This window comes from Bacillus sp. PK3-037, from assembly GCF_054161355.1.
On the sequence record NZ_CP096408.1, the window covers coordinates 909344 to 932414 of the forward strand.

Annotated in this window: 28 protein-coding genes, 1 pseudogene and 1 riboswitch; of the genes and pseudogenes, 23 read left to right on the forward strand and 6 right to left on the reverse strand. The window is 45.5% G+C overall.

The window, feature by feature from the left end; all coding sequences use genetic code 11:
- Window positions 1-97 precede the first annotated feature (97 nt).
- On the forward strand, window positions 98-925 hold the full coding sequence (locus M1D69_RS04660) for an ABC transporter ATP-binding protein (protein ID WP_081638363.1): 828 nt from the start codon (window positions 98-100) through the stop codon (window positions 923-925).
- A 27-nt stretch (window positions 926-952) separates the two neighbouring features.
- Window positions 953-1241: pseudogene (locus M1D69_RS04665) on the forward strand (YusU family protein).
- Between the two features lie 20 nt (window positions 1242-1261).
- Here the strand turns inward: M1D69_RS04665 and M1D69_RS04670 are convergent.
- Window positions 1262-2149 (reverse strand): LysR family transcriptional regulator, encoded by an 888-nt coding sequence (locus tag M1D69_RS04670; RefSeq protein WP_458104417.1) that lies wholly within the window; start codon window positions 2147-2149, stop codon window positions 1262-1264.
- 133 nt (window positions 2150-2282) lie between these two features.
- Here M1D69_RS04670 and M1D69_RS04675 point away from each other — a divergent pair, with 133 nt between their 5' ends.
- The gene (locus tag M1D69_RS04675; RefSeq protein WP_087987502.1) at window positions 2283-3023 is read left to right on the forward strand and encodes an SDR family NAD(P)-dependent oxidoreductase; all 741 of its coding nucleotides are present in this window, start codon (window positions 2283-2285) and stop codon (window positions 3021-3023) included.
- 18 nt (window positions 3024-3041) lie between these two features.
- Window positions 3042-3425: a tautomerase family protein gene (locus M1D69_RS04680; protein WP_458104416.1), complete on the forward strand. Its 384-nt coding sequence runs from the start codon at window positions 3042-3044 to the stop codon at window positions 3423-3425.
- Between the two features lie 36 nt (window positions 3426-3461).
- Here the strand turns inward: M1D69_RS04680 and mdtP are convergent, their stop codons facing one another.
- The 4 genes from mdtP to M1D69_RS04700 form a co-directional block, all read right to left on the reverse strand.
- Window positions 3462-5078 carry a multidrug efflux MFS transporter MdtP gene (gene mdtP, locus M1D69_RS04685; protein WP_458104415.1) on the reverse strand — a complete coding sequence of 539 codons (1617 nt, stop codon included), beginning with the start codon at window positions 5076-5078 and terminating at the stop codon, window positions 3462-3464.
- Window positions 5079-5103: 25 nt separating this feature from the next.
- Entirely contained in the window at window positions 5104-5550 is a 447-nt protein-coding gene (locus M1D69_RS04690) for a MarR family transcriptional regulator (RefSeq protein ID WP_044159054.1), read from the reverse strand.
- 173 nt (window positions 5551-5723) lie between these two features.
- Window positions 5724-6056 (reverse strand): spore coat protein, encoded by a 333-nt coding sequence (locus M1D69_RS04695; protein WP_024122779.1) that lies wholly within the window; start codon window positions 6054-6056, stop codon window positions 5724-5726.
- A gap of 12 nt (window positions 6057-6068) precedes the next feature.
- On the reverse strand, window positions 6069-6314 hold the full coding sequence (locus tag M1D69_RS04700; RefSeq protein ID WP_010331808.1) for a hypothetical protein: 246 nt from the start codon (window positions 6312-6314) through the stop codon (window positions 6069-6071).
- A 99-nt stretch (window positions 6315-6413) separates the two neighbouring features.
- On the opposite strand from M1D69_RS04700, the gene M1D69_RS04705 reads away from it, so the two are divergent.
- Window positions 6414-7322: a proline dehydrogenase family protein gene (locus M1D69_RS04705; RefSeq protein WP_458104414.1), complete on the forward strand. Its 909-nt coding sequence runs from the start codon at window positions 6414-6416 to the stop codon at window positions 7320-7322.
- 27 nt (window positions 7323-7349) lie between these two features.
- Here the strand turns inward: M1D69_RS04705 and M1D69_RS04710 are convergent, their stop codons facing one another.
- Window positions 7350-7493 (reverse strand): YuzL family protein, encoded by a 144-nt coding sequence (locus M1D69_RS04710; protein WP_458104413.1) that lies wholly within the window; start codon window positions 7491-7493, stop codon window positions 7350-7352.
- A 175-nt stretch (window positions 7494-7668) separates the two neighbouring features.
- Here M1D69_RS04710 and M1D69_RS04715 point away from each other — a divergent pair, with 175 nt between their 5' ends.
- The 18 genes from M1D69_RS04715 (at window position 7669) to sufU (ending at window position 23052) form a co-directional block, all read left to right on the forward strand.
- The gene (locus M1D69_RS04715) at window positions 7669-10041 is read left to right on the forward strand and encodes a 3-hydroxyacyl-CoA dehydrogenase NAD-binding domain-containing protein (RefSeq protein WP_458104412.1); all 2373 of its coding nucleotides are present in this window, start codon (window positions 7669-7671) and stop codon (window positions 10039-10041) included.
- A gap of 10 nt (window positions 10042-10051) precedes the next feature.
- Window positions 10052-11227, forward strand: coding sequence for an acetyl-CoA C-acetyltransferase (locus M1D69_RS04720; RefSeq protein ID WP_059353517.1), 1176 nt, complete (start codon window positions 10052-10054; stop codon window positions 11225-11227).
- 14 nt (window positions 11228-11241) lie between these two features.
- Window positions 11242-13026, forward strand: coding sequence for an acyl-CoA dehydrogenase FadE (fadE, locus tag M1D69_RS04725; RefSeq protein ID WP_458104411.1), 1785 nt, complete (start codon window positions 11242-11244; stop codon window positions 13024-13026).
- Between the two features lie 110 nt (window positions 13027-13136).
- The gene (locus M1D69_RS04730; protein WP_024122775.1) at window positions 13137-13493 is read left to right on the forward strand and encodes an arsenate reductase family protein; all 357 of its coding nucleotides are present in this window, start codon (window positions 13137-13139) and stop codon (window positions 13491-13493) included.
- A 66-nt stretch (window positions 13494-13559) separates the two neighbouring features.
- Window positions 13560-13943: a glycine cleavage system protein GcvH gene (gene gcvH / locus M1D69_RS04735; protein WP_010331800.1), complete on the forward strand. Its 384-nt coding sequence runs from the start codon at window positions 13560-13562 to the stop codon at window positions 13941-13943.
- A gap of 55 nt (window positions 13944-13998) precedes the next feature.
- Complete coding sequence (locus M1D69_RS04740) at window positions 13999-14235, forward strand: YusG family protein (protein WP_010331799.1); 237 nt, start codon at window positions 13999-14001, stop codon at window positions 14233-14235.
- 77 nt (window positions 14236-14312) lie between these two features.
- On the forward strand, window positions 14313-14666 hold the full coding sequence (locus M1D69_RS04745; protein ID WP_458104410.1) for a toprim domain-containing protein: 354 nt from the start codon (window positions 14313-14315) through the stop codon (window positions 14664-14666).
- 11 nt (window positions 14667-14677) lie between these two features.
- Window positions 14678-14998 (forward strand): thioredoxin family protein, encoded by a 321-nt coding sequence (locus M1D69_RS04750; protein ID WP_458104409.1) that lies wholly within the window; start codon window positions 14678-14680, stop codon window positions 14996-14998.
- Window positions 14999-15105: 107 nt separating this feature from the next.
- Entirely contained in the window at window positions 15106-15450 is a 345-nt protein-coding gene (locus M1D69_RS04755) for an SCP2 sterol-binding domain-containing protein (protein WP_024122772.1), read from the forward strand.
- A 114-nt stretch (window positions 15451-15564) separates the two neighbouring features.
- Window positions 15565-15671, forward strand: a riboswitch (SAM riboswitch).
- Window positions 15672-15778: 107 nt separating this feature from the next.
- Complete coding sequence (gene metN / locus M1D69_RS04760; RefSeq protein ID WP_458104408.1) at window positions 15779-16804, forward strand: methionine ABC transporter ATP-binding protein MetN; 1026 nt, start codon at window positions 15779-15781, stop codon at window positions 16802-16804.
- Window positions 16797-17465, forward strand: a complete 669-nt coding sequence (metP, locus tag M1D69_RS04765) for a methionine ABC transporter permease MetP (RefSeq protein WP_044159042.1) — start codon at window positions 16797-16799, stop codon at window positions 17463-17465. The genes metN and metP overlap by 8 nt, the downstream gene beginning before the upstream one ends.
- A 13-nt stretch (window positions 17466-17478) precedes the next feature.
- Complete coding sequence (gene metQ / locus M1D69_RS04770) at window positions 17479-18300, forward strand: methionine ABC transporter substrate-binding lipoprotein MetQ (RefSeq protein WP_458104407.1); 822 nt, start codon at window positions 17479-17481, stop codon at window positions 18298-18300.
- Between the two features lie 82 nt (window positions 18301-18382).
- Complete coding sequence (locus M1D69_RS04775; protein WP_038954281.1) at window positions 18383-18760, forward strand: carboxymuconolactone decarboxylase family protein; 378 nt, start codon at window positions 18383-18385, stop codon at window positions 18758-18760.
- A 192-nt stretch (window positions 18761-18952) separates the two neighbouring features.
- Window positions 18953-19105: a hypothetical protein gene (locus M1D69_RS04780; RefSeq protein WP_010331789.1), complete on the forward strand. Its 153-nt coding sequence runs from the start codon at window positions 18953-18955 to the stop codon at window positions 19103-19105.
- Between the two features lie 177 nt (window positions 19106-19282).
- Complete coding sequence (gene sufC / locus M1D69_RS04785; RefSeq protein WP_044159040.1) at window positions 19283-20068, forward strand: Fe-S cluster assembly ATPase SufC; 786 nt, start codon at window positions 19283-19285, stop codon at window positions 20066-20068.
- 17 nt (window positions 20069-20085) lie between these two features.
- Window positions 20086-21399: a Fe-S cluster assembly protein SufD gene (gene sufD, locus M1D69_RS04790; RefSeq protein WP_105953846.1), complete on the forward strand. Its 1314-nt coding sequence runs from the start codon at window positions 20086-20088 to the stop codon at window positions 21397-21399.
- Window positions 21399-22619, forward strand: coding sequence for a cysteine desulfurase SufS (gene sufS / locus M1D69_RS04795; RefSeq protein ID WP_458104406.1), 1221 nt, complete (start codon window positions 21399-21401; stop codon window positions 22617-22619). The genes sufD and sufS overlap by 1 nt, the downstream gene beginning before the upstream one ends.
- Window positions 22609-23052 (forward strand): Fe-S cluster assembly sulfur transfer protein SufU, encoded by a 444-nt coding sequence (sufU, locus tag M1D69_RS04800; protein WP_003222809.1) that lies wholly within the window; start codon window positions 22609-22611, stop codon window positions 23050-23052. The genes sufS and sufU overlap by 11 nt, the downstream gene beginning before the upstream one ends.
- Window positions 23053-23071: the final 19 nt, after the last annotated feature.

Consider the following 23071-nt stretch of genomic DNA (forward strand, 5'->3'; position numbering starts at 1 on the left):
TTGTATCACTTGCATTGATGACAAATTACTTACATGCATGTCTATATAAAACGTGCGATACATAGAGCTGCTAAAAAGCCAGCAAAAAGGAGCGGTTATGGGTATGAGTGCAATTTCTACAGAAACGCTGAGCTTAGGGTACGGGGATGCCGTTATTATTGATGAACTGAATTTAACGATTCCAAAAGGTGAAATTACCGTATTTATCGGCAGCAACGGCTGCGGAAAATCGACACTTTTACGTTCGTTGGCGAGGCTGATGAAGCCGAGAGGCGGTTCTGTGCTATTGGAAGGAAGAGCGATCGCCAAGCTTCCGACAAAGGAAGTCGCAAAGGAGCTTGCCATCCTGCCGCAGGGGCCTTCTGCTCCGGAGGGACTGACGGTGCATCAGCTTGTAAAGCAGGGAAGATATCCTTATCAAAATTGGCTGAAACAGTGGTCAAAAGAGGATGAGGCAGCTGTAGAGAGAGCGCTTAAAGCCACAAAGCTGGAAGATATGGCTGACCGCGCCGTCGATTCCTTATCAGGCGGACAGCGCCAGCGGGCTTGGATTGCGATGACGCTTGCCCAGGAAACGGATATTATACTTCTGGATGAACCGACAACGTATTTGGATATGACGCATCAAATAGAAATTCTTGATTTGCTGTTTGAGCTGAATGAGAAGGAACAGCGGACGATCGTCATGGTACTCCATGATTTGAATTTAGCGTGCCGCTACGCACATCACCTTGTGGCTATTAAAGATAAACAGATTTACGCTGAAGGCCGTCCGGAAGAGGTCATTACTTGTGATCTGGTGCAAAATGTGTTTTCTATGAACTGTCAGGTCACACAGGACCCGCTGTTCGGAACGCCTCTTTGCATTCCTCATGGCCGGGGCAGATGCATTGTCCGGGAAGCGGCTTTCACATCACATGGATAAATAACACGGCTAAAGGAGCTTTCATCAATGAGAAAGCTCCTTGCTGTTTTTTTGAAAGGAAGATGTATAAATGGAACAAAAACTGCAAGAACAGCTGGATGGATTGCTGGAGAAATATACTGAGCTTCTGCTTGGTGACACAAACAATGAGCTAAAAGAAGAAGTGAAGCAATGGATTTTGTACACACATATAGCCAAAAGCATGCCGCCGCTCGCTAAACATTGGAATGCGACATATCCTGACGCGAAGCAGGGCATTAAAGATATCATTCAGCATATTAAGGAATTAAATGAAGCGCATCGAAACAAACAATAGCTAAAAAAGCAGTCTGCCAATTATAGCAGTCTGCTTTTTTGTGATGCTGCCGTTTTATCTGGCGCAAAGGAATCCATAAAGGTCCGCAGCGCGCTGCTGATAAACGAATCCTTTCGGACAATAAATTCTGTTTTCATCTGTCTGAGAGCTTCGGGCAGCGGGTACAATCGAATCGACCCTTCAGCCTCGTGTTTCTGTACAACCGTTCTCGGCAGCAAAGAAATGCCAAGGCCTGCTGTTACCCCGCCGATAATCGCTTCAAGCGTGCCAAATTCCATAATGATCGGCTGTGTGACGCCTACAGAGCGCAACCATTTTTCAAGTGTCTCTCGATACGAACAGCCTGTGCTGTAAACGAGAATCGGCTTTGTGATGGCTTCCTCTGCATTGGATATGGAGGCAGCTGAAACAACTACTGGTTCTTCCTCAAATGCAGGATAGGATTCGAGCTCAGGATGATTGCATTCGCATCCGATAAATGCGCCATCTAATTCATACCGGAGAACTTTATCAAGGAGGAATTGTGTATGTCCTGTTGTTAAAGACAACTGGACGTTTGGGTGTTCTTCATAATAAGAAGCCAGAAGTTTCGGAAGCCTTACCGCGGCTGTTGTCTGAGTGGAGCCGATCATAAGCGGTCCGCTTGGCTCTACAGTAGATAAGAGCGCTTTAGACGCTTCATCCAGCAGGCCGATAATTTTATTTGCGTAGTTGAGCAGCAGTTTTCCGCTTGCAGAAAGTGTCATACCCCGATTGTGGCGCAAAAACAGGATGGTGCCCAGCTCAGCTTCCAATTGCTGAATTCTGGCTGTGACATTCGATTGCACATAGCCAAGCTGCAGGGCTGCTTTCGTAATGGAGCCTTCACGGGCTACCATTTGAAACACACGTAAATCTCCACTTTCCATTTTGAACTCCTCCGTTCGCTTGCTATCAATCTGAGTGATAGCAAGTATCTTTAACAATCATTATACGTAACACCTGACCTGGATTACAATGGAATCAGCAAGAGATGTTAATCAACAGCAAGGAGTGGCGGCAATGAATGTAATGAACAAAATTGCTCTCGTAACGGGGGGCGGCACAGGAATCGGACGAGCAGCCAGTATGGAATTGGCAAAACGCGGAGCGATTGTTGCGGTGAATTATTCACGTTCACAATCCGAAGCGCAGGAAACAGTGGATATGATTAAAAAAGCTGGCGGCCGAGCCTTCGCCATCCAAGCGGATGTATCAAAAAACAGCGAAGTGCAGGACATGGTTCAATCAATCGTGAAAACATACGGCACGATTGATGTTTTAGTCAATAATGCCAGCATTACACGGCACATTCCAATGGATGATCTTGAAGCTGCGACAGAAGACATCTGGGATGAGTTATACGCTGTCAATGTGAAAGGGATGTTTTTCTGCGCGCGGGCAGTGGTTCCGTTCATGAAAAAAAGCAAGGCTGGAGCGATCGTAAATGTCGGCAGCATCGCAGGGTTAACCGGGGCGGGTTCATCTATGCCTTATGCAGTGTCAAAATCGGCGGTGCACGGTTTAACGAAATCATTGGCCCACGCCTTAGCGCCCGAAATCAGGGTGAGCGGTGTAGCACCGGGAGCTGTCGCAACGAGATGGTGGGCTGGCCGGGAAGAAAAAATGAAAAGCATGATCGGCACTTTGCTGTTACAGCGTATTGCTGAACCGGATGAAGTCGCCAAATTGATTTGTTCGCTTGTTGAACAGGAATCACTCACAGGCCAAATCATCACAATTGACAGCGGACAGACGCTGTAAAGAGAGGAGATGCGGGGGATGCCATTTGTACAGATTCATTTACGGGCGGGAAGAAGTAAAGTGTGGCTTCAAAAACTAAGCAGAACCATTCACCAATCGATGGTCGAAGAAATTAATGTGCCGGAAGATGACTACTTTCAAGTCATCAGGCAATATGAAAATAGTGAATTTTTTTATGATCCGTCTTATCTGCAGGTCGAGCGCACCAATGAACTGATATACATTCATTTTACCTTGAAACAGTCAAGAACAACTGAACAGAAAAAAGCCCTTTACCACTCAATCGCGAGCCGGATTCATTCCCAGCTTGGCGTAAGAAAAGAAGATGTGTTTATTATGCTGGCCGGAAATCAGGATGAGGATTGGTCCTTCGGAAATGGAAGAGCTCAGATGATCGAATAACAAAACCCCGCGGATACCAATCCGCGGGGCACTCTATTAATGGGAAGGTGATTCAACGGCTTGTGCCGCTTTCTCCTTTACTTGTTCTCCCGTTTTCTTATTTGATAGCTTGATAGGTTTTAAGAACAATGTAAATACGGCTCCGACGGCGATAAAGATCAGGCCTGTATAAAACACGCTGTGGAGTGAATCCATCAACGATGTTTTTAATATCGGCATAATATGGGATGAGAAAGCCGCAGGGATTTGTTTGATTGCGTCCGGGCTGAACAGTGATTGCAGCAGCCCTTGCGGATTTGTATCAATCATACCCTTTAGCTGGGAGGCAAATGAGCTTGCCTGTGCCGGAAGTGAGTCTAAGTACGGCACCAGTTTATCTGTTAATAAACTTCCTGATCTTGCATTCATTACGGCTCCCAGCATGGTAATGCCGAATGTTCCTCCGATCGAACGGAAGAATTGGCTGGAAGAGGTGACAACCCCAAGCTCCTCCTTCGAAAAGCTTTCCTGTAAAGCAAGTGTCAGAATCGGCATAACCAGACCCATTCCTAGACCAATAATGGCCATATACGATGTAGCGACAAGCTTACTCGTATCAAGGTCCAAAGTCGTTAACAGCAGGAATCCTCCGGCCATAACTATCATGCCTGTAATAATTTGCGGTTTAATGCCGACTTTGTAAACAAGCTGGCCGCCGATAATACTTGTAATAATCATAGAGATCATCATCGGTGTCATAATTGTACCCGATTCAGACGCGCTGACTCCGACAATTCCCTGCATAAAGAAAGGAACAAACGTAATGGCACCAAACATGCCGATACTCATAAAGAAGCCGATCAGGTTTAAAAATGTAAACGTTCTGTTTTTAAATAAATACATTGGCAGGATTGGCTCTTTTGCTTTTGATTCTACGATAATAAAGCTGACAATGCCGATCAGCGCGAGTGCGAACAAGCCAAGAATCTGCCATGAACCCCACGCATAATCTTTTCCGCCAAAGCTTAGGGCGAGAAGGAGGCTGACAACCCCGACAATCATCGTGAAAATACCAGCGATATCGAAGTTGATCGGACCAGTCTGCTGGCGTCCCTGTAATCCTCTTGCAATGAAAATAACCGCGATAATTCCGACTGGCAGGTTAATATAGAAAACCCATTTCCAGTTTAACGAGTCTACAATCCAGCCGCCGATTTGCGGCCCGATAACAGAGGCAAGCCCGTAAATGGCGCCAAAGACCCCTTGGAATTTGGCACGCTGTTTCCCTGTAAATAAGTCACCAATGACAATCATGGCCATCGGCATCATAATACCTCCGCCAATTCCCTGCAAACCGCGGAAAATAATCAATTCTGTCATATTGTTGGCCATTCCGCATAAGGCAGAAGCAGCCATAAAAATAAGCAACCCTGATACATAGACGATCCGGCGCCCCAATAAGTCGGCTAATTTACCGGCAATCGGCACGACCGTTGTTGATGTTAACAAATACGCCGTGGTCAGCCAGGTCATCATGCTCAAACCGCCAAGATCTCCTACGATTTTCGGCATGGCAGTTCCGACAATGGTACCGTCAAGGGCTGAGAAAAACATGGCAATGATTAAGCCTGTTATTAATAAAGTCCGTTTTGATTGTTTTCCTTCATTACTCATTTCATCCGTTTCCTCTTTTCCTCTTTTACTTTTCATTGGTTTCGGCGGCAGCTTGTGCCAGCTTTTTCGTCATATGCGCTGCCTGCAGCAGTTCTTCTTCCGTCAGGTAGGAAAGGTATCGTGCCATTATGGCTTTTCTGCCCGCCAAAACGTCCTCGAACTTTCTGTCTCCTTCATCGGTAAGGCTGATATTAATGACTCGCCTGTCTTGGGTATTGTGTTTTCTGACGATCAGACTTTTTTGTTCAAGGCGGTCTGCCATTAATGTTACCGCGCTTGGCTTGACCTCCATCCGTTCGGCAATTTCAGAAATTTTAAGGCTGCCATTCTTTTTTAAGCTTGCGAGCACAAACAGCTGTGCGGGGGTAATCCCCTGTTTCTCCATGCTATCCAGCATTTCAGGCTGTATCTTTTGAAAGAGCGCCTGAAGCGATAATTGAATATCAGACATTAACTGATCCGCACTCTTCATTTTCATTTCTCCTCTTTAATATAATCTGTGTTTATATTTAATGTATCAAAATAGTTAATGCTTATTAAATATAAATAAGCATTAATAAAAAGTCAACTGATTTTACACACAAAAAAAGGATAGATGCCGGTAAAGCACATCATACCCTTTTTGCGGATCTGATTGATGGAACTTTATTGCTGATAAGGAGACTGCTGCTGAATGGTTTGCTGGAACTTTTGATAGGATTGCTGCAGCTTCTGGGCGTCCTCTGCTTCAACAGTATACCATCCATATTGGAACATGAGATCATACAGTTTTCTTTGCGCTTTTTGTGACTCATCAAAAATGGATTGAATATCCTGATAGAGAGATTCATGGCTGAACTCGTGCAGAGCAGTGCAATACGCAGTGGTCATGTATTTTTCCGTTGTCAAAAGTTCATTGACGACATCTCTGTCATTCATTTCTGATGTAGTCGGCACAGGTGTTTGCGGGTTGCTGATTTTCTGATTTTGCTGATTCACTTTGGCGCCTCCTTATTGGATGTAGCCGGACTGCTGCTGGCCTGGCTGCAGGTGCTTTAATATTCTTTGATAGTGATCGTGATGCATATGTCCGACGCGGTCTAGTTCTTGTTTTAATGTTTGATCCTGGCACTGCTGCGCCATAAAATGCGCTTTTTTCATCGCGAGCAGATTCCAGTTCAGCATGTCATTCAGATACAAATGATCCTTTGTCGAAATAACAGAGGGCGGCATTTGAGATTGCTGCTGATTGTTCATTGTCATCCTCCTTTGCGTTCTATTCGTTTTATGTTTCCTTCAGTATGGGAGTTATATACAGGTGTTTTGAAGAAGGCCGTATTGTCAGGAGGGAATTGGATGTTGAGACATATGTTTTTATTCTTATCTCAAAATAAAACGCTCACCAAGCTTGCAAAAGCATACGGATCACGGCTGGGGGCGCGGAGATTTGTCGCGGGAGACACGATTGAATCGGCTGTTCGTACCATTAAAAAGCTGAATCAATCCGGTTTGTGCACAACCATCGATTATTTAGGCGAGTATGCGGCTACACAAAAAGAAGCAAGTCGAGTCGCAGGGGAATGCAAGAAGGCGATTCAAGCGATTGCCGACCACCGGTTAGATTCCGAGCTTTCCCTTAAGCTGACGTCACTGGGGCTCGATATTTCAGAAGAGCTGGCCGTTTCACATTTGCGTGACATTCTATCTGCCGCGAAGGAAAATGACGTGGCTGTGACGATCGATATGGAGGACTACTCACATTATGAACAGACGCTTGCCATCTACAGGCAGTGCAAGCAGGAATTTGGCATGCTGGGTACGGTGATACAGGCGTATCTTTACCGGGCTGCAGAAGATATCCGAAAGCTGCACGATCTGAAGCCGAATCTCAGACTTGTCAAAGGCGCTTACAAGGAATCTGCGGCCGTTGCATTCCCTGATAAAAAAGGAACAGACCTTCACTTTCAGAGCTTGATTAAACTTCATCTGCTGAGCGGGAACTATACTGCCGTCGCTACACACGATGATGACATCATTGCGTTTACGAAGAAACTCGTTGCCGAGCATCAAATCCCGCTGTCACAATTCGAGTTTCAAATGCTTTACGGGATTAGGCCGGAGCGGCAGAAGGAACTCGTGAAGGAAGGGTACAAGATGCGTGTATATGTCCCGTATGGAACCGACTGGTTTAGCTACTTTATGAGAAGAATCGCCGAGAGACCCGCAAATGCGGCTTTTGTGTTAAAAGGGATTTTCAAAAAGTGAAAGCAGCCGCGAACCGCAGCTGCATTGTTATTGTTCCATGTTTTGTTTCTTATACTGCTGATTTTGGCTTGTCCGTTTTCCGCCGCCGTAATGCTGTGTCGGACCGGCATCTCCTTTTACGCTCGCCGCGCTTACTGCTGCTGAAGACGGGTTCTTTTTCTCTCGCACCATTCCCTTCACCTCCGGGTTTACGTTTCCCGTCTTCTATCAGCTTCATACAAAAAAATAACAAATTAGCTATTGAAGTCGAAACAAAAATCTTTTATGATGAAAGAAGAAACGGGTTTCCATTTTTTTTGACCAAAAAATGAATGATTATTCATTCAACGTTCAAGGGGGATGTCTCATGCACAAACACATTCAAAAAGCAGCCGTTTTAGGATCGGGGGTTATGGGTTCCGGTATTGCTGCGCATTTGGCTAACATCGGAATTCCGGTTCTGCTGCTTGATATTGTGCCGAACGATTTAACAAAGGAAGAGGAGAAAAAGGGGCTGACGAAGGAAAGTCCGGAGGTGCGCAGCAGGCTGAGCAGATCTGCGGTGAAAAAGCTGCTGAAACAAAAGCCCGCCCCTCTTACGTCAGCACAAAATACCGCTTATATTACTCCCGGCAATCTAGAAGATGATGTTGAGAAGCTGAAGGAAGCTGATTGGATTATTGAGGTCGTTGTTGAAAATCTTGAGGTCAAAAAGAAGATTTTCTCTCTCGTGGATGAGCATCGGAAACCGGGCAGCATCGTCTCAAGCAACACGTCCGGCATCTCAGTGCAGGCAATGGCTGAAGGCAGGTCTGATGATTTTAAAGCTCATTTTCTCGGAACACACTTTTTTAACCCGGCGCGATACTTAAAGCTGCTGGAGATCATTCCAATTAAGGAAACTGATCCTGACATCCTGGCGTTTATGACATCCTTCGGTGAAAATGTCCTCGGCAAAGGTGTGGTTACAGCTAAGGACACACCAAATTTTATCGCAAACCGAATCGGGACGTACGGACTTCTCATTACGGTTCAAGAAATGCTGAAAGGCGGCTATCAGGTCGGAGAAGTCGACTCCATCACAGGCCCGCTGATCGGCAGACCGAAGAGCGCAACCTTCAGAACGCTGGATGTTGTCGGCCTTGATACGTTTGCCCACGTCGCCCGAAACGTATATGACAAAGCAGAGGGAGACGAAAAAGAAGTGTTTCGCCTGCCTGACTTCATGAATGACATGCTGCAAAAAGGCTGGATTGGAAGCAAATCCGGTCAAGGCTTTTATAAAAAAGAAGGAAAAACGATTTATGAGCTAGACCCGATGACGCTTACTTACGGAGAACAACGGACAAAGATGAAAACGCCGGCTCTTGAAGCGGCAAAGCAAGCTAAAGGGACAAAAGCCAAAATGAAAGCGCTTATTTATTCGGAAGACAGGGCTGGCCAGCTGCTGTGGAATATCACGTCGCAAACGCTGCTTTACTCAGCCCAGCTGCTCGGAGAAATCGCCGACGATATTCATGCAATTGACCAAGCCATGAAATGGGGATTCGGCTGGGAACTGGGACCATTCGAAATCTGGGACGCAATCGGTCTCAGACAGTCGGCGGAACAGCTTGAACAGCTTGGAGCGGAAATTCCCGGCTGGATAAAAGATATGCTGGACAAAGGGAATGAGACCTTCTACATCAGAGAAAACGGAACAGTGCTTTATTACGAAAGCGGCGAATACAGAGCTGTAAAAGAAAACAAGAAACGAATCCATTTACAATCGGTCAAAGAAATAAACGGCGTCATTGCCAAAAACAGCGGAGCCAGCCTGATCGACCTTGGAGAAGATGTGGCACTTCTCGAGTTTCACTCGAAAAGCAATGCCATCGGGTTCGACATCATTCAAATGATCAACAGAGCTTTGGAAGAAACAGAGCGGAATTACAAAGGGCTTGTCATCGGCAATCAAGGCAAAAATTTCTGTGTGGGCGCCAATCTCGCCATGATCTTAATGGAAGTACAGGATGACAACTTTATGGAAGTTGATTTGGTGATACGGCGTTTTCAAGAGACAATGATGAACATCAAATACAGCGCGAAACCTGTTGTTGCAGCTCCATTTGGCATGACGCTCGGCGGAGGGACGGAAGTATGTCTTCCTGCTGCACGGATTCAAGCGGCAAGCGAAGCCTATATGGGACTTGTAGAATCAGGAGTCGGCCTTATCCCTGGCGGAGGGGGCAATAAAGAGCTGTACATCAATCATCTTCGCCGCGGTCTTGATCCGATGAATGCGGCCATGAAAACATTTGAAACGATTGCAATGGCTAAGGTGTCAACTTCCGCCCAAGAGGCTCGGGAACTGAACATTTTAAAAGTGGCTGACCGTATCAGCACTAACCAGGATCACCTTCTGTACGATGCAAAGCAGTCAGCCGCCTCTTTATACGATACCGGCTGGCGGCCGCCTATAAAACAAAAGGTCAAGGTGGCGGGGGAAACAGGTTATGCCGCGCTTCTGCTCGGTGCAGAGCAAATGAAGCTGTCCGGCTACCTATCTGAGCATGATATGAAAATCGCTAAAAAGCTCGCTTTTGTGATTGCCGGCGGAAAAGTGCCGTTCGGAACAGAGGTGGATGAAGAGTATTTATTGGAAATTGAGAGAGAAGCGTTTTTAAGTCTGGCAGGCGAGGCGAAATCTCAAGCGAGAATGCAGCATATGCTGGTGAAAGGCAAACCTTTACGGAACTAGGAGGGAGTTTATGAAAGAGGCAGTTATTGTGGCAGGAGCAAGAACACCGGTAGGGAAAGCGAAAAAAGGTTCATTGGCCACCGTTCGCCCGGATGATTTGGGAGCCATTTGCGTGAAAGAAACGCTGAAACGAGCAGGCGGCTATGAGGGCAATATTGACGATTTAATTATTGGCTGTGCGACACCTGAAGCAGAACAGGGGCTCAATATGGCGAGAAATATCGGCGCGCTTGCGGGTCTGCCATATACGGTGCCGGCGATTACGGTCAACCGATACTGTTCCTCAGGTCTTCAGTCCATCGCATATGCGGCAGAAAAAATTATGCTTGGCGCCTACGATACAGCCATTGCAGGCGGAGCGGAATCTATGTCACAGGTTCCGATGATGGGGCATGTGACCCGTCCGAACCTTGCATTAGCCGAGAAAGCGCCGGAGTATTACATGAGCATGGGACACACGGCAGAACAGGTTGCGAAAAAATACGGCGTTTCCCGTGAAGATCAGGATGCTTTTGCCGTGCGCAGCCACCAGAAAGCTGCCAAAGCCCTTGCAGAGGGGAAATTTAAAGACGAAATTGTCCCTGTCGAAGTCAAGGTGACAGAAATCGGCGAAAACCATAAGCCGCAGGAAAAACATACTGTTTTTTCTCAGGATGAAGGTGTCCGCCCGCAAACGACCGCAGACATTTTAAGCACATTACGCCCGGCCTTTTCCGTTGACGGGACAGTCACTGCCGGAAATTCCTCGCAAACAAGTGACGGGGCGGCGGCTGTCATGCTGATGGATCGCGAAAAAGCGGATGCGCTTGGTTTGGCGCCGCTTGTCAAATTCCGTTCCTTTGCAGTTGGCGGGGTGCCGCCGGAAGTCATGGGCATCGGGCCCGTGGAAGCCATTCCGCGCGCACTGAAGCTAGCCGGGCTTCAACTGCAGGACATCGGGCTGTTCGAACTGAACGAAGCTTTTGCATCACAAGCCATCCAAGTCATCAGGGAGCTGGGGATTGATGAGGAGAAAGTGAATGTCAACGGGGGCGCAATCGCACTCGGACACCCGCTTGGCTGCACGGGCACAAAGCTTACTCTCTCGCTGATTCACGAAATGAAACGAAGAAACGAGCAATTTGGTGTCGTCACAATGTGCATCGGCGGCGGGATGGGAGCAGCCGGTGTATTTGAATTATGCTAAAGGGGGAAAAACAAATGACGAAAAAAACGGCTGAAGTACTAAAAGGCGGCGGTTTCTTAATCGAGGATGTCACATATGATCAGATGTATACACCGGAGGATTTCACCGACGAGCATAAAATGATTGCGAAAACAACGGAGGATTACATTGAGCAGGACGTTCTGCCACATATAGATGAAATTGAGAGCCATCAATTTGAACATTCCGTCCGGCTTTTGAAGAAAGCGGGAGAACTGGGGCTTCTCGGAGCCGATGTTCCCGAGGAATACGGCGGGCTGGGCCTTGATAAAATCAGCTCGGCGCTGATCACTGAAAAATTTTCGCGTGCGGGAAGCTTTTCACTTTCTTACGGTGCACATGTCGGCATCGGTTCCTTGCCGATCGTATTCTTCGGAACGGAAGAGCAAAAGAAAAAATATCTCCCTGATCTGGCTTCAGGGGAAAAGATCGCTGCGTACGCACTGACTGAGCCGGGTTCCGGATCTGATGCGTTAGGCGCAAAAACGACAGCAGTGCTGAATGAAGCTGGAACGCATTACGTATTAACCGGGGAAAAACAGTGGATCACCAACTCAGCTTTTGCCGATGTCTTTGTCGTTTACGCCAAAGTGGACGGCGAAAAGTTTTCCGCTTTTATTGTAGAAAAAGATTTTCCTGGCGTATCAACCGGACCTGAAGAAAAGAAAATGGGAATTAAAGGGTCATCGACGAGAACCCTCATTTTGGATCAGGCTGAGGTGCCGAAGGAAAACCTTCTTGGAGAAATCGGCAAAGGGCATATCATCGCCTTTAATATTTTAAATATCGGCCGCTACAAGCTGGCGGTTGGCACAATCGGCGCGTCTAAGCGGGTAATCGAGCTCTCTGCGGCATACGCAAATCAGCGCCGCCAATTTAAAACGCCGATCGCAGCCTTTTCGCTGACACAGGAAAAAATGGCGACAATGGCATCGAGGCTGTATGCGATGGAAAGCTCTGTGTACAGAACCGTTGGGCTGTTTGAAGACAATATGAGCCAGTTTACAGCTGAAGACCTAAAGGACGGAAGACAAATTGCGAAGTCCATTGCCGAATACGCCATTGAATGCTCTCTCAACAAGGTGTTTGGCTCTGAAACGCTTGATTATATTGTCGATGAAGGCGTGCAAATTCACGGCGGCTACGGATTTATGCAGGAGTATGAGGTGGAAAGAGCCTATCGGGATTCCAGGATCAACCGGATTTTCGAAGGAACAAATGAAATTAACCGGTTAATTGTGCCAAGCACGTTTCTGAAGAAAGCGATGAAAGGCGAGCTGCCTCTTTTTGAAAAGGCACAGGCGCTTCAAGAAGAACTTATGATGCTTATGCCTGAGGAGCCGGGCACGGGCGTATTAGAGCAAGAGAAATATATCGTCAAGCAAGCCAAAAAAATCGCCCTGTTCGCCGCGGGTCTTGCCGCGCAAAAATACGGAAAAGCGATCGACCGTGAACAAGAAATCCTCGTAAACGTTGCTGATATTGTCAGCAATGTATATGCAATGGAATCAGCGGTGCTCAGAACGGAAAAGGCCATTGCCGCGCAAGGAAGCGATAAAGCAGCGCAAAAGCTGCTGTACACAGAAATTTTCGTTCAAGAAGCCTTTAACGAAATTGAAGCCCATGCGAAAGAATCTTTACTTGCAATGGAAGAAGGGGATTCTCTCCGTATGATGCTCTCGGCTCTTCGCAAGCTGACACGCGTGACGCCTAAAAATGTCATTCGGAAAAAACGTGAAGCGGCAGCGGGTGTGTTCGGGGCCGAAAAATATATTGTCTGAGTCCCAAGGAGCTCCGCACATCCGGAGCTCTTTTTTATGAAGCACTGTTTTAGGTTTTTAAAACAAACTGTGTTAAAATAACCTCGATTATTTTATTGAGGGGGAAGAAGATGTCGTTAACTTTTTACTGGTACCCTAAATGCGGAACGTGCCGCAAAGCGAAAAAATGGCTTGAAGAGCATGGAAAAGAAATCAACGAAATACATATTGCAGAACAGCCTCCAAGCAAAGAGGAGCTAAAATCGCTTTACGAAAAAAGCGGGCTGGATTTAAAGAAATTCTTCAACACAAGCGGCATGAAATACCGTGAACTGAATCTCAAGGAAAAACTGTACCACATGTCAGAAGACGAACAGCTTGAACTGCTGGCTTCAGACGGAATGCTGATCAAGCGCCCGCTCACAACAGACGGCGAAAAAGTAACAGTCGGCTTTAAAGAAGACCAATTTGAAGAAAACTGGTCATGATGTAAATTTTTTTCGAAAAGTGTGGTATCTTCTTATTGTAGTGCTGTAAAAAATGGAGGGATTCAATTGAGCATACCTAAAGATTTGCGTTACTCAGAAGAACACGAGTGGGTAAAAGTTGAAGGAGAAAAAGCCAAAATCGGCATTACCCATTTTGCCCAATCCGAGCTCGGAGATATCGTGTTTGTTGAGCTTCCTGAAGTCGGCGCTGAAATTAAAGCGGACGAGCCTTTCGGAAGTGTAGAATCCGTAAAAACGGTATCTGAGCTTTACGCACCGATTAACGGAACTGTAGTGGAAGTAAACGAAGATCTTGATGACAGCCCGGAGTTCGTCAACGAATCTCCGTATGAAAAAGCATGGATGATCGTCGTTGAACCGTCTGACGCGTCTGAAATTGAAAAACTAATGACAGCAGAGCAATACGAAGAGATGACACAGCAAGACTAAAACCGGATAGCTGAGCAGGCAATTGGATACGCTAACGCTATGGGAGGTGTCCAATATGGCTTTCAGCAAACAAAAGCTCGATGTCACCAATGATGTGACAGGCCGCTTTCAAAATGGCCGGCTCTCGTTATATCATGAAGATGAGATGATCGGCCAAATGACAGGCATGAATGAATATGAGCTTAAGTCCGGTTTTACCTATGAAAATGAAAAGTTTTATAAGACAGCCGACGTGGTTTCAGGAGACGATCAGAAATATGTGGATTGTGACTACGAAAGCGGCTGGTGTTAATGTTGGCGGTGAATTTCACTGCCTTCTTTTACAATCTGAACGTTTCAAATTTGACGCGGCAGGTGAAGCAGATGAACATGGACGAGCTGGAAAAAGTCTTGATTGTTGAAGGGAAATCAGATAAAGAAAAGATTGAAAGCGTCCTGAATGAGCCAGTGCGCATTATCTGCACAAACGGAACAATCAGCCAGCTGAGGCTGGAGGAATTGGCTGACGAGCTTTACGAGAAGGACATCTATATTTTGGTTGATGCCGATGAATCGGGCGAGAAATTGAGAAAACAGCTGAAAAGGGAATTTAATGAAGCCTTCCATTTACATATCGACAGAGCCTATAAGGAAGTGGCGGCGGCGCCCAGACACCATATAGCATCTGTATTGCTGAGCGCAAATCTGAATGTCCATACGATTTTTCTTGAAAGAAAGACCTGAGGTGTTATAGCATGAAAGAACTCCAAGAACAAGAACTTGATCACATTACTGATGATGTGTATCTCCTATATTTATATACTCCGTTTTGCGGGACCTGCCAGCTGGCAAGCAAAATGCTGACAGTCGTCGGAGAAATGCTTCCGTCTGTCGCCTTCTATAAAAATAATCTCAACTATTCACCGGCGTTTGCTAAAGCATATCAAATTGAAAGCGTCCCTTGTTTTCTGCTGTTTAAGGGCGGGAAAGTAATTGAAAGAGGGTATGCGTTTCATTCCGTTTCTTACTTATATGAGCTGATCAAACAAAAATCATCTTCTGCATCTCATTTATGACATTTTTCTCGGCGCATTCCAATGAAATTGTCGTTCGTTTTATAAAGGGGTTCTTGCGCTGAAGAGAGAAATGTGTATGTATGACCAACAAATAGGAGGTTGTACAAATGGAGAAAGCGGAAGTTTTAGAAGATGATTACCAGCATCTGTTTTTAAAACCCCTTTTGAACACTTCAACATTGCTCATTACCTTCCAAGGAGAAACAGAAGCCTTAACCGTCTCAATAAACGAACAAGGGGAAATGAAAAAGATTTCTCCGCCCCACACGTCCAACCTGACCTTTTATGGAAACCAAACAGAAATCATTGATCTTTTGCATGGAGACATTTCCCTTCAGCACCTGATCCAGAGCGGAAGCCTAAAGGTAAAGGGTTCATTCAGAGCGCTGTTAAAGCTGGAAGCCATTCTGTGGCTGACGAATGGCTTTTTTCAGAGGATTCTAAAGAATTGAAAAATAGTAAATTATTATAATAGTAAAAGTTGACATCATTTATTTTATTGACATTTTATCATTCGCCATGCTATTCTACATGAAGAATTTCCGGACGAAAAAGACTATATATTTCTCTTATCAAGAGAGGTGGAGGGAAGTGCCCTATGAAGCCCGGCAACCATCAACACTGTTGAAATGGTGCCAATTCACACGAAGCGTTCAGCTTTGAAAGATGAGAGAAAGGCGAGTTTAATATAAGCCTTTCTGCTCAAGTGTGCAGAAAGGCTTTTCTTTTGCAGAAAAAACCGGAAGATTTCTTAGAATAGTGTTAAGGCAGGTGATCGCTTTGATCAATCTTCAGGATGTTTCAAAAGTGTATAAGTCGAAACATGGAGATGTCAATGCTGTCCAAAATGTCTCGCTTTCCATTAAAAAAGGTGAGATTTTTGGAATTATAGGATATAGCGGAGCTGGTAAAAGTTCCTTAATCCGTCTGCTGAACGGACTTGAGAAACCAAGCTCAGGAATCGTGGAAGTGGCGGGAACAAAGATTAATGAAGTAAACGGACGAAATTTAAGAAAAGCACGCCATGAAATCAGTATGATTTTCCAGCATTTCAATTTGCTCTGGTCGCGAACTGTCAGAGATAACATCATGTTTCCTTTAGAAATTGCCGGGGTGAAAAAAAGCGAGCGGATCAAGCGTGCCAATGAACTGATTAAACTGGTAGGTTTAGAAGGAAAAGAAAAATCTTACCCGTCCCAGCTGAGCGGCGGACAAAAGCAGCGGGTCGGAATCGCCAGAGCGCTCGCAAACAATCCGAAGGTTCTCCTTTGTGATGAAGCGACATCAGCTTTAGATCCGCAAACAACTGATTCAATCTTGGATCTTTTGTCCGATATTAATGAAAGACTCGGTTTGACGATTGTGCTGATCACACACGAAATGCATGTCATCCGCAAAATCTGTAACAGAGTCGCTGTCATGGAAAACGGAAAGGTTGTGGAAGAAGGAGAAGTTCTCGATGTCTTCAAAAATCCGAAGGAAGACATGACAAAACGATTTGTTCAGCAGGTGACAGAGCCGGAAGAAACGAAAGAAACGCTACAGCACCTTCTTGATGAAACAGCATCAGGAAAAATGGTTCAGCTCACATTTGTCGGTGATTCTGCTGAACAGCCTCTGATTACAGAGATGATCAGAAACTTCAATGTCAGCGTCAATATTCTGCAAGGGAAAATCTCTCAGACGAAGGATGGAGCTTACGGTTCACTGTTCATCCATATTGACGGTGACGAGGAAGAAGTGCAAAACGTGATCCGGTTTATTAATGACAAACAGGTGAAAGCAGAGGTGATCACGAATGTTTGAAAAATACTTCCCGAACGTTGATGTAACTGAATTATGGAATGCGACATACGAAACGCTTTATATGACGCTGATCTCTTTGGTTTTTGCCTTTGTCATCGGGGTGATCCTCGGTCTGCTGCTCTTTCTCACGAGCAAAGGGAGCCTCTGGCAGAACAAAGCGGTCAACACTGTGATTGCGGCCATTGTCAATGTATTCAGGTCTATTCCGTTCCTCATTTTAATTATTTTATTACTAGGTTTTACGAAGTTTTTAGTCGGCACCATCTTAGGGCCGAACGCGGCACTGCCGGCGTTAGTCATCGGCTCAGCCCCGTTTTACGCGCGGCTTGCTGAAATTGCGCTTCGCGAGGTGGATAAAGGCGTCATCGAAGCTGCGAAATCAATGGGAGCCAAAACATCAACGATTATTTTCAAAGTGCTGCTTCCGGAATCCATGCCGGCCCTTATTTCTGGGATCACGGTTACGGCCATCGCTTTGATCGGCTCAACGGCAATTGCCGGCGCCATCGGTTCAGGAGGCCTTGGAAACCTTGCGTACGTAGAAGGCTATCAGTCTAATAATACTGATGTTACCTTCGTTGCTACTGTGTTTATTTTAATCATCGTATTTATTATTCAAATCATCGGTGATGTCATAACAAATATAATAGACAAACGATAAGGGAGGATTTACATTGAAAAAGCTATTTTTGGGTGCATTACTGCTTGTATTTGCAGGAGTTATGGCTGCCTGCGGTTCTAATAACGCTGAATCCGGCAAGAAAGAAATTGTTGTTGCAGCTACAAAAACACCGCATGCAGAAATTTTAAAAGAAGCTGAACCATTGTTAAAAGAAAAAGGCTACACACTGAAAGTGAAAGTGCTTAGTGATTACAAAATGTACAACAAAGCCTTGGCTGATAAAGAAGTGGATGCGAACTTCTTCCAGCACATTCCTTACCTTGAGCAAGAAATGAAAGAAAACAAAGATTATAAACTTGCGAATGCCGGTGCGATTCACTTAGAGCCATTCGGTATTTATTCTAAAAAATACAAATCATTAAAAGATCTTCCCGACGGTGCAACAATTATCCTGACAAATAACGTCGCTGAACAAGGCCGTATGCTTGCGATGCTTGAAAATGCAGGATTAATCACACTTGATTCTAAAGTGGAGACAGTCGACGCAACACTGAAAGACATTAAGAAAAACCCGAAAAACCTTGAATTCAAAAAAGTAGCGCCAGAATTAACGGCAAAAGCATATGAAAACAAAGAAGGAGACGCGGCCTTCATCAATGTGAACTACGCAATCCAAAATAAATTAAATCCTAAAAAAGACGCGATTGAAGTGGAATCAACAAAAGATAACCCTTACGCCAATATCATTGCAGTGAGAGATGGCGAAGAGGATTCTGCAAAAATCAAAGCGCTGATGGAAGTTCTTCACTCTAAAAAGATCAAAGACTTCATCGATAAAAAATATGACGGAGCTGTGCTTCCTGTATCTGAATAAGGCTGAAACCCCGGATGAGAAATCCGGGGTTTTTTGGGTATTTTCCTTAAAGCTGTTCATAATAAAAAGGAATGTTAAACAGATGGAGGGATTTTCTTTGAATCAAGATAGAGGAAGCATGCAGGACGCGTTAAAACAATATAAACAAAGTTTAGGCACATTTGAACAGAAGATGCCGATGATGGGAAGAAAGTTTAACGAATTTACCGAGCAATGCTTTGCAGCTAATTCACTAACAGAAAGAGAAAAACAGCTGATTGCACTGGGGATCGCTATCAATGCTCAGGACGAATATTGCATGATCTATCACACAAAAGGCTGTCTTGACCAAGGAGCGACGGAAGAAAACATTCTTGAAGCTGTCAGTGTGGCGGCGGCATTCGGAGGCGGCGCGGCTCTAAGCCAAGGTGTGACAGTTGTCCAGCAGTGCATAGAGGAATTTGGAAACACGACGCATTAGAAGAAGGAATATTCAGAAAAGCGATTCTCATTTCAACTCAAAGGGTCCTTTCGTCTCATCCGTTGTTATATCAAGCCATATCCATTTTGCAGCGCCGGCCGCAGAGCTGATACAATAGCAGTAAATAAATGAAGGGATTGATTCATTATTTGCAGCAGCCAGGACAGACTGGACCTCGATTATACGTCAGAAATGGAAAAAGCGATGCAGCTGTCGCATGGAATCGGGTACGAGGAATACGGACGCCGGCTGGATACAAGAATGGAAGTTGAGCGGCAGAGAGAGCTTGAATATAAAAAATGCAAGCGGTATTCTGCGGAGCTTAATGAGAAAATCGGTCTTTAAAAAAAGGGTGGGAATCCACTCTTTTTCTTTTTCAATTGCTTTAATAAAGTGCTGAACTTTGTTAAACTTGAGAAATGTGCAAGGCACGATAAAAAGTTGTATTTACTTTTCATTTGTTATAAAATTAGAATGAGAATAAAATGAGAATAATGATTATATATTTTTGGAGGTATAGATATGGCTGCTTCAACATTAACGATCAAAGATCTTCACGTTGAAATCGAAGGGAAAGAGATCTTAAAAGGTGTAAACCTTGAAATAAAAGGCGGAGAGTTCCACGCCGTAATGGGACCGAACGGTACTGGTAAATCAACTCTGTCAGCTGCTATTATGGGGCATCCTAAATATGAAGTAACGAAGGGCAGCATCACGCTTGACGGCAAAGATGTACTGGAAATGGAAGTGGACGAGCGTGCGCAGGCAGGTTTGTTCCTTGCAATGCAGTACCCAAGTGAAATCAGCGGTGTGACAAATGCCGACTTCCTTCGTTCTGCGATCAACGCGCGCAGAGAAGAAGGCGATGAAATTTCTCTTATGAAATTCATCCGCAAAATGGACGAAAACATGGAGTTCTTAGAAATGGACCCTGAAATGGCTCAGCGCTACCTCAACGAAGGCTTCTCAGGCGGGGAGAAAAAACGCAACGAAATCCTTCAGCTGATGATGATTGAACCGAAAATCGCCATCCTTGATGAAATCGACTCAGGTCTTGATATTGACGCTCTGAAAGTTGTATCAAAAGGGATCAACAGAATGCGCAGCGAAAGCTTCGGCTGCCTGATGATCACTCACTATCAGCGTTTGTTAAACTACATCACTCCTGATGTGGTTCACGTTATGATGCAAGGCCGCGTTGTCAAATCCGGCGGTGCAGAGCTTGCACAGCGTCTTGAAGCAGAAGGTTATGACTGGATCAAAAAAGAACTTGGCATTGAAGACGAAACTGTAGGCCAAGAAGCGTAAGCGTTAGGGGGATTAATATGACACTAGATACAAAACTATCCGTAGATCAGGAGTATCTCAAAAGCTTTTCCGAAAAGCATCAAGAACCTGCCTGGCTGAAAAACCTGCGCTTACAGGCTCTTGAACAAGCTGAGGATCTGCCGATGCCGAAGCCTGACAAAACAAAAATCACAAACTGGAACTTCACGAACTTCGCGAAGCATACAGTTGATAATGAACCGCTTTCTTCATTAGAAGATTTGACTGATGAAGCAAAAGCGCTGATCGATGTCGAAAACGAAGATAAAACGTTATATGTACAGCGTGATCAAACGCCTGCATACCTTTCTCTTTCTCAGGAATTGAAAGACAAAGGCGTCATCTTTACAGATATTTTGACTGCCGCACGCGAGCACAGCGACTTAGTGGAGAAATACTTTATGAAAGACGGCGTGAAGGTTGATGAGCATAAATTAACCGCACTTCACGCAGCTCTTGTTAACGGAGGGGCATTCCTCTATGTTCCGAAAAATGTTCAGGTGGAGACGCCGGTTCAGGCTGTTTATGTCCACGAAAGCAATGATACAGCTCTGTTCAACCACGTATTGATTGTGGCGGAAGACCATAGCTCAGTAACGTATGTAGAAAACTACATCAGCACGGTCAACCCGAAAGATGCTGTATTCAATATTATCAGTGAGGTTATCACAGGTGATAATGCCAGCGTGACATACGGTGCAGTGGATAATCTGTCTTCCGGCGTGACAACTTACGTCAACCGCCGCGGTGCTGCGCGCGGTCGCGACAGCAAAATCGAGTGGGCTCTCGGCCTCATGAACGATGGCGACACCATTTCCGAAAACACAACAAACCTTTACGGTGACGGCACTTACGGCGACACGAAAACGGTTGTTGTCGGAAGAGGAGAGCAAACAGAAAACTTCACGACACAAATCATTCATTTCGGTAAAGCTTCTGAAGGATATATCTTGAAGCACGGTGTGATGAAGGATTCCGCTTCTTCTATCTTTAACGGAATCGGCAAAATCGAACATGGCGCTTCTAAAGCGAATGCGGAACAGGAATCCCGTGTGCTGATGCTCAGCGAAAAAGCGCGCGGAGACGCAAACCCTATTCTTTTAATTGACGAAGACGATGTAACTGCAGGACATGCGGCATCTGTCGGCCGTGTGGACCCTATTCAGCTGTACTACCTGATGAGCCGCGGGATTGCGAAAGAAGAAGCAGAACGCTTAGTCATCTACGGATTCCTTGCGCCGGTAGTTAACGAACTTCCGATTGAAGGCGTTAAGAAACAATTGGTTTCTGTTATCGAAAGGAAAGTGAAGTAATGAATATCACAGATATTCGTGAACAGTTCCCGATCCTTCATCAGCAAGTGAACGGACATGATCTCGTTTATCTCGACAGCGCGGCGACTTCCCAGAAGCCGCGTGCTGTCATTGAAACACTGGATAAGTATTATAACCAATACAATTCCAATGTTCACCGGGGCGTCCATACGCTTGGAACCAGAGCGACAGACGGTTATGAAGGAGCGCGTGAAAAAGTCCGCAAGTTTATTAACGCGAAGTCAATGGCTGAGATTATTTTCACAAAAGGCACGACCACATCACTGAACATGGTGGCGCTAAGCTATGCACGCGCCAACCTCAAACCGGGTGATGAAGTGGTCATCACCTATATGGAGCATCATGCGAATATCATTCCGTGGCAGCAGGCTGTCAAAGCGACTGGCGCCACATTAAAATATATTCCGCTGCAGGAAGACGGCTCGATTTCATTAGATGACGTCAAAGCAACAGTCACAAGCAATACAAAGATTGTTGCGGTATCTCATGTGTCTAATGTTCTTGGCACGATCAACCCGATTAAAGAAATGGCGAAAATCGCTCATGACAATGGGGCTGTTATTGTGGTGGACGGTGCGCAAAGCACGCCTCACATGAAAATTGACGTGCAGGATCTCGATTGCGACTTCTTTGCGCTTTCTTCCCATAAAATGTGCGGACCTACTGGTGTTGGTGTGCTGTACGGAAAGAAAGCCCTGCTGGAAAACATGGAGCCTGCCGAATTCGGCGGTGAAATGATCGACTTTGTCGGGCTTTATGAATCAACTTGGAAAGAGCTTCCGTGGAAATTCGAAGCGGGTACGCCGATTATTGCAGGAGCAATCGGCCTCGGTGCCGCCATTGATTTTCTCGAAGAAATCGGTCTTGATGAGATTTCCCGCCACGAGCACAAGCTTGCAGCTTATGCGCTTGAACGCTTCCGCCAGCTTGACGGCGTAACGGTTTACGGGCCGGAAGAGCGTGCCGGGCTTGTTACATTTAACCTTGATGATGTTCATCCGCACGATGTGGCGACTGTGCTTGATGCGGAGGGAATCGCAGTCAGAGCCGGCCACCATTGTGCGCAGCCGCTGATGAAATGGCTGGATGTAACTGCTACTGCAAGAGCAAGCTTTTATCTGTATAATACAGAGGAAGAGATTGATAAGCTTGTGGAAGCTCTTCAAAAGACAAAGGAGTATTTTACAAATGTCTTTTAATGCAAACTTAGATACACTGTACAGACAGGTGATTATGGATCATTACAAAAACCCGCGCAATAAAGGAGTTTTGAATGACAGTATCGTCGTGGATATGAACAATCCGACATGCGGCGACCGAATCAGACTGACAATGAAGCTTGACGGAGACATCGTGGAAGATGCGAAATTTGAAGGGGAAGGCTGTTCCATTTCAATGGCATCCGCTTCGATGATGACTCAGGCGATTAAAGGGAAAGATATTGAAACAGCCCTTTCCATGTCTAAGATTTTCTCGGATATGATGCAAGGGAAAGAATATGATGATTCTATAGATCTGGGTGATATTGAAGCCCTTCAAGGCGTTTCAAAATTCCCGGCCCGTATTAAATGTGCAACCCTGTCATGGAAGGCACTTGAAAAAGGAGTCGCTAAAGAAGAAGGCGGCAATTAAAAGGATTGGAGTGAAAATG